Raw genomic sequence first — 6,079 nt, forward strand, 5'->3', positions numbered from 1 at the left:
GCATGAGAACCGCCGTCGACGAGGTCGTCGACATCTGCCGTGACCTGCTGCGCATCGACACCACCAACACCGGCGACCTGGCCACCAGCGCCGGTGAGCGGCTGGCCGCGGAGTACGTCGCCGCCCAGCTGAGCGAGGTGGGCGTCGACGCGGAACTGCACGAGTCCGCGCCCGGCCGGGCCAACCTGGTCGCCCGGATCCCCGGCAGCGACCCCACCCGGCCGGCGCTGCTCGTGCACGGCCACCTCGACGTCGTACCGGCCGAGGCCAGCGAGTGGTCGGTGCACCCCTTCTCCGGCGAGCTGCGCGACGGGTTCCTGTGGGGCCGCGGCGCGATCGACATGAAGGACTTCGACGCCATGGTGCTCGCCGTGGTGCGGGAGTGGCAGCGCACCGGCGTCCGCCCGCCGCGCGACATCGTGCTGGCGTTCACGGCCGACGAGGAGGCCGGCGGCGAGTACGGCGCGCACTTCCTCGTCGACAACCACCGCGACCTGCTCGACGGCTGCACCGAGGCGATCGGCGAGGTCGGCGGCTTCTCGTACACGGTGAGCAGCGACCTGCGCCTGTACCTCGTGGAGACCGCCGAGAAGGGCATCAACTGGCTGCGCCTGCACGCCAAGGGGCGGCCCGGCCACGGCTCGATGGTGCACGACGACAACGCGGTGACCGCGCTCGCCGAGGCGGTCGCCCGGGTCGGGCGGCACCGCTTCCCGATCGTGGTCACCCCGACGGTCCGCGCCTTCCTCGAGGAGATCGGCGACGTACTGGGCATCGAGATCGACCCGGACGACCCCGAGCTCGCGATCAGCAAGCTCGGGCCGATCGCCAACCTCATCGGCGCGACCATCCGCAACACCGCCAACCCGACCCGCCTCGCCGCCGGGTACAAGGACAACGTCATCCCCAGCCGCGCCTCGGCGACCATCGACTGCCGCACCCTGCCCGGCCAGGCCGAGCTCTTCCTGGAGCAGCTCCGCGAGGTGATCGGCCCCGACCTGGAGATCGAGCACGTGACCCGGCAGCCCGCCCTGGAGACCACCTTCGACGGCGCGCTGGTCGACGCGATGGCCGACGCCCTACGGGCCGAAGACCCGGGCGCCCGCCCCGTGCCGTACATGCTTTCGGGTGGCACCGACGCCAAGGCGTTCAACCGGTTGGGTATCCGCTGCTTCGGTTTCGCCCCGTTGCGGCTGCCCGCCGACCTGAACTTCTCCGCGTTGTTCCACGGCATTGACGAGCGCGTCCCAGTTGAGGGGCTACAGTTCGGCGTGCGAGTGCTCGACCGCTTTCTCCGAAACGCCTAAGAAGGGACCTTCGATAACCATGACCGAGCCAACTGGCGCGCGCTCCGCACGCGCGGGTCATGCGCCCCTTGTGCCTCCCTGTAGCCGACCCTGCGCTCGGTCGCTACGCTCCCTCGACTCCGGGCCGACTGCGGGAGGCGGCGCATGACCGACCAGCACGCGGATCTCGACGCCGCCCTGGAACGGGTGATAGAAGCGGCGCGTAGCCACCTCGTGGCGGTCAAGGCCGCCGAGGGCCGCATCGACGACGACGACGTCTGGCAGGCGTACGTCAACCTCAACAACGCCTCGTTCGAGTACGACGAGCTGCTGCTCGACGCGTTCGGCGAGGTCACGCCGTGGGACGTGGAGTCGATCGACCCCGACGAGGCCGACGAGCGGTTCGGTGTGGGGCTGGGTGGCGTCGACGGCGAGGAGCCCCTCGATCCGCACCCGCAGGTCATCTCGGTACGCCAGCGCCGCGACTACCGCGTGCCGAGCGTGGCCGCGCTGGTCCGAGTCGCCGAGGCGGCCCGCCGGTCGGGTCTGCCCGACGACGAGGAAGAGGAGTCCGAGCCGGTCACCGGTGTCGGCGACGCGGTGCTCGAGCTGCTGCAGGCGGGCGACGGCTCGCTGGGTGCGCTCGACATCCCGGAGCTGGAGCCGCTCGACGGGGTCGTGATGGTCAGCGAGGTCGACGAGGCGCTCGATCTGGAGGCGTTCGAGGAGACCGACGCCACCGGGCCGTTCCAGCCGGGCAGCGAAGACCGGCTCGTCGGCCGGCTCGACGAGCACCCGTACCTCGCGCTCGACCCCTCAGAGGACGACGAGGAAGAAGAGCTGGAGGCTCGTTCCTAATACGAGAGGCCCGGTTGCGGCTGATTGTTTACCCGACGGCGCAGCATCACCTGCCGCGTCCCGTCGCGAAACAGCCGCACCCGGGCCAACTCCCAACCGGAGAACTCCGCTTGGATCGCCAGTTGCGCCGTCGCGGTCAGCCGGTCGACATTCGGTGGTAACCGCAGCGGCGCGTACTCGTAGTCCATGTGCCCTATAGTGCCCACCCTCGTAGGGCTGCGCTAGCCTTCCCGCTCGGGATAACCCACCGGAATAGCGGACACATCGTCCAGAGCCTGGGTGATCTCCGCCGGAAGGGTCATCTCCTCAACCTGGAGCGCGCCCAGGAGCTGACCCACCGTGCGCGCGCCGAGGATCGGGGCGACCACACCCGGCCGGTCGCGGATCCACGCGAGGGCCACCTCCAGCGGCGACACGCCCAGCCCGGACGCCGCCGTCGCGACCGCCTCGACGATGCTGGAACAGCGCGGCTCCAGGTACGGCGCCACGAACGGGCCGAAGTGCGGCGAGGCGGCACGCGAGTCGGCGGGGCGGCCGTGGCGGTACTTGCCGGTCAGCACCCCGCGACCGAGCGGCGACCACGGCAGCACGCCCAACCCCAGCGCGGTGCAGCCGGGCAGTACCTCGCGCTCGATCCCACGCTCCAGCAGCGAGTACTCGACCTGCGTCGCCACGATCGGCGCCCGGCCCGGAAACGCGGCCTGCCAGGTGGCCGCCTGGGCGGTCTGCCAGGCGGAGAAGTTCGACACCCCGACGTACCGGACCCGGCCGCTGACCACCGCGTGGTCGAGCGCGGTCAGCGTCTCCTCAAGGGGGGTGTCAGGGTCGTACCCGTGCACCTGCCACAGGTCGACGTGGTCGGTGCCGAGCCGGCGCAGTGACGCGTCGAGGCTGCGCAGCAGGTGACCGCGGGACCCGTCGCGGCGGCGGCCGAAGCCTGGGCGCAGGCCCGCCTTGGTGGCGATCAGCACCTCTTCGCGGGGCACGAGCGTGCCCAGCAGCGAGCCGATCACGGCCTCGGCCTCGCCGTCGGCGTACACGTCGGCGGTGTCGACGAGGCTGCCGCCGGCGTCGAGAAAGCTCTTGAGCTGCGCGGCCGCGTCGTCGGGGTCGGTGTCCCGGCCCCAGGTCATGGTGCCGAGCGCGAGCCTGGACACCGCCAGCCCGCTGCGCCCGAGCGGTCGCTGCTGCATGGGTGAACCTTATTCAACGCCGTGTCACTGTCCAGTGGGCCATATGGATTGCGTACCCTGGTGCGACCCCGTGGGAGGTCTAGGGGAGGTTGGGGGAGGACATGCGGCTTGGACTGAGCCTCGGCTACCAGACGGCGTGGAGCACACCCGCCGACCACCTGGCGCTCGCCCAGGAGGCCGACCGGTTGGGCTACTCGGTGGTCTGGGCGGCGGAGGCGTACGGCTCCGATTCACCGAGCATGCTGGCCTGGATCGCCGGGCAGACCGAGCGGATCGACGTGGGCAGCGCGGTCATGCAGATCCCGGCGCGTACGCCCGCCGCCACCGCGATGACGGCGGCGACGATCGACGCGCTCTCCGGCGGCCGGTTCCGGCTCGGGCTGGGTGTCTCCGGGCCGCAAGTGTCGGAAGGTTGGCACGGCGTGCGCTTCGCCAAGCCCCTGGCGCGCACCCGGGAGTACGTCGACATCCTCAAGCTGGCCATCGGCCGCAAGCCGGTCGAGTACTCGGGCGCGCACTACACGCTGCCGCTGCCCGACGGTCCGGGCAAGGCGCTGCGACTGGGTTTCCACCCACCGCGCGAGCACATCCCGATCTACCTCGCGGCCGTCGGCCCGAAGAACCTGGAACTGGCCGGCGAGATCGCCGACGGCTGGCTGGCCATCTTCTTCGCACCGGACAGCGCCGCCGAGCAGCTCGCCTCGATCTCCGCCGGCCGCGCTCGCGCTGGGCTCCCACTGGACGGCTTCGACGTGGTCCCGTCGGTCCCGGTCGTCGTCGGTGACGACCCGACCTCCTGCGCCGAGCTGGTCCGCTGGTACGCCGCCCTCTACATCGGCGGCATGGGCAGCCGCGAGCAGAACTTCTACAACCAGCTCGCCACCCGCATGGGCTACGGCGACGCCGCGCGCGAGGTGCAGGACCTCTACCTGGCCAAGCGGCAGCGCGACGCCGCCGCGGCGGTGCCGATGGAGTTCATCGACCGCACCTCACTGCTCGGACCAAAGGAGCGCATCGCGGACAGGCTTCGGGAGTACGCCGAGGCCGGCGTCACCACCCTGTCGGTGACCCTCTTCGTGGCGGACCGCGACACCGGCGTCCAGACTCTGCGAACCGTGGCCGAGGCGCTGGACCTCGCCGGAGTGGGGGAGTGAGCTGGCTCGAGGCCATCGTTCTGGGCATCGTCCAGGGCCTCACGGAGTTCCTTCCGGTCAGCTCGTCGGCGCACATGCGCATCACGTCGGCGATCTTCTTCGGTGAAGACGCGGGCGCGTCGTTCACGGCGGTCACCCAGCTCGGCACCGAGGCCGCCGTACTGGTCTACTTCGCCAAGGACATCTTCAGAATCACCAAGACCTGGATCGTGGGAATCTGGGACCGGTCGGTACGCTCTTCGCTCGACTACCGGATGGCCTGGTACGTCATCATCGGCTCGATCCCGATCGGCCTGTTCGGCTTCCTGTTCAAGGATCAGATCCGGTCGGCGGCCCGCAACCTGTGGCTAGTCTCGATCATGCTGGCGGGTTTCGCGCTGGTGCTGGCCGTCGCCGAGTACTGGGGCCGGCAGACCCGGACGATCGAGCGCTTCACGCTGAAGGACGGCGTCGTCATGGGCTTCGCGCAGGCGATGGCGCTGATCCCCGGCGTATCCCGTTCGGGCGGCACCCTGACGGCCGGCCTGTTTCTGGGCTTGACCCGCGAGGCGGCGACCCGGTACTCCTTCCTGCTCGCCATCCCGGCTGTCGTGATGTCCGGCCTGTTCAGCATCCCCGACGTGTTCGACAAAAGCGGCGATGGGCTGACGCCGTCGGTCGCGCAGATGGTGGTGGCGACGGTGATCGCTTTCGGACTCGGGTACGCGTCCATCGCCTGGCTACTCCGCTACGTCGCCCACCACACCCTGTACGCCTTCGTCCTCTACCGCGTAGCCCTAGGCAGCCTGGTGATGTGCCTGTTGATCGCCGGCACAATCACCGCCACCTGACAGCCCCGCGCCCCGCTCCCTGTCCGCGCCCCGCCTTCCGGTCCGCGCGCTGCGCTCCATGCGGCGCTCGCGCCGCCCTTTGCCCGCCGATCAAGGGCGAATGCACGTGGTTGGATCTCTTTCCGCGTGTATTCGCCCTTGATCGATGCGAATGCCCTTGATCGCGGCCGTCGGCCGCGCCCCTCGCGGCGCCCGCACCGACCCCCACCCAGCCCCCGATCGCACGGCGCGCTGGTGCCCATCGCTCCGGCACGTAAATACAGCATCTTCAGGGTTTTCGTGCTGTCCGGGCGAGGTTGAGGCCGCGTTTTCCCTGTTCTTGTGGCATCCGTCGATCTTGACGGCCGTCCGACGCGGGCGGGTGGGTACCCAGCGCTCGCAGCCGGCCGGCGTCGCCGATCAACAGGACTACGTCGTTGGGTGGGCGCGCGGCATGTCAAGGTCGTCGTCCGCGACGGGCTGTGAACGTTTATGGCTGCTCCAGCAGCCATAAACGTTCACAGCCCGGGAGGTCAGCTGCGCGGATCGGGACAACCTGGTCGGTGGGCGGCGCCGAGCGCCGCCGCGCTCGGGTCGGACCGGTGCCTGAGCCCTTAGATCGACGACGTCGATCAAGGACATTCGCATGGATCAAGGGCGAACGCACGCGGAAAAGAGATCCAACCGCGTGCATTCGGCTCTCCTGTCTGATGTGTGGGTCAGGTGGGAGAGTTGCGGCCGGGTAGTGGGGTTTGGTAGCCGCCGAGGTGTAGGCGGGT

At 70.0% G+C, this 6,079-nt stretch carries 6 protein-coding genes; 4 read left to right on the forward strand and 2 right to left on the reverse strand.

Annotated elements, in window-relative coordinates:
* The first annotated feature begins 2 nt into the window (after positions 1–2).
* Positions 3–1,307, forward strand: a complete 1,305-nt coding sequence (locus tag QMG73_RS41995; protein ID WP_281905131.1) for a M20/M25/M40 family metallo-hydrolase — start codon at positions 3–5, stop codon at positions 1,305–1,307.
* Positions 1,308–1,451: 144 nt separating this feature from the next.
* Positions 1,452–2,144 (forward strand): hypothetical protein, encoded by a 693-nt coding sequence (locus tag QMG73_RS42000; protein WP_281905133.1) that lies wholly within the window; start codon positions 1,452–1,454, stop codon positions 2,142–2,144.
* Here QMG73_RS42000 and QMG73_RS42005 read toward each other — a convergent pair.
* Both QMG73_RS42005 and QMG73_RS42010 read right to left on the reverse strand, forming a co-directional pair.
* Positions 2,141–2,332, reverse strand: a complete 192-nt coding sequence (locus tag QMG73_RS42005; RefSeq protein ID WP_281905134.1) for a DUF5703 family protein — start codon at positions 2,330–2,332, stop codon at positions 2,141–2,143. The two genes, QMG73_RS42000 and QMG73_RS42005, sit on opposite strands and share 4 nt — an antisense overlap.
* Before the next feature lie 33 nt (positions 2,333–2,365).
* Positions 2,366–3,337, reverse strand: a complete 972-nt coding sequence (locus QMG73_RS42010; RefSeq protein ID WP_281905135.1) for an aldo/keto reductase — start codon at positions 3,335–3,337, stop codon at positions 2,366–2,368.
* 101 nt (positions 3,338–3,438) lie between these two features.
* Here QMG73_RS42010 and QMG73_RS42015 point away from each other — a divergent pair, with 101 nt between their 5' ends.
* Together QMG73_RS42015 and QMG73_RS42020 are read left to right on the forward strand one after the other, a co-directional pair.
* Positions 3,439–4,491, forward strand: a complete 1,053-nt coding sequence (locus QMG73_RS42015) for an LLM class F420-dependent oxidoreductase (protein WP_281905136.1) — start codon at positions 3,439–3,441, stop codon at positions 4,489–4,491.
* A complete protein-coding gene (locus QMG73_RS42020; protein ID WP_281905137.1) occupies positions 4,488–5,321 on the forward strand; it encodes an undecaprenyl-diphosphate phosphatase in 834 nt (277 codons plus the stop codon). Before QMG73_RS42015 ends, QMG73_RS42020 begins: the two co-directional genes overlap by 4 nt.
* Positions 5,322–6,079: the final 758 nt, after the last annotated feature.

This window comes from Phytohabitans aurantiacus (genome assembly GCF_027923225.1).
In the GTDB taxonomy this organism is placed as follows: domain Bacteria; phylum Actinomycetota; class Actinomycetes; order Mycobacteriales; family Micromonosporaceae; genus Phytohabitans; species Phytohabitans aurantiacus.

What these genes read in the sequence shown, in the direction of transcription:
- QMG73_RS41995 (WP_281905131.1), top strand. Translation starts at nt 3, where the DNA reads ATGAGAACCGCCGTCGACGAGGTCGTCGACATCTGCCGTGACCTGCTG.
- QMG73_RS42000 (WP_281905133.1), top strand. Translation starts at nt 1,452, where the DNA reads ATGACCGACCAGCACGCGGATCTCGACGCCGCCCTGGAACGGGTGATA.
- QMG73_RS42005 (WP_281905134.1), bottom strand. Translation starts at nt 2,332, where the DNA reads ATGGACTACGAGTACGCGCCGCTGCGGTTACCACCGAATGTCGACCGG.
- QMG73_RS42010 (WP_281905135.1), bottom strand. Translation starts at nt 3,337, where the DNA reads ATGCAGCAGCGACCGCTCGGGCGCAGCGGGCTGGCGGTGTCCAGGCTC.
- QMG73_RS42015 (WP_281905136.1), top strand. Translation starts at nt 3,439, where the DNA reads ATGCGGCTTGGACTGAGCCTCGGCTACCAGACGGCGTGGAGCACACCC.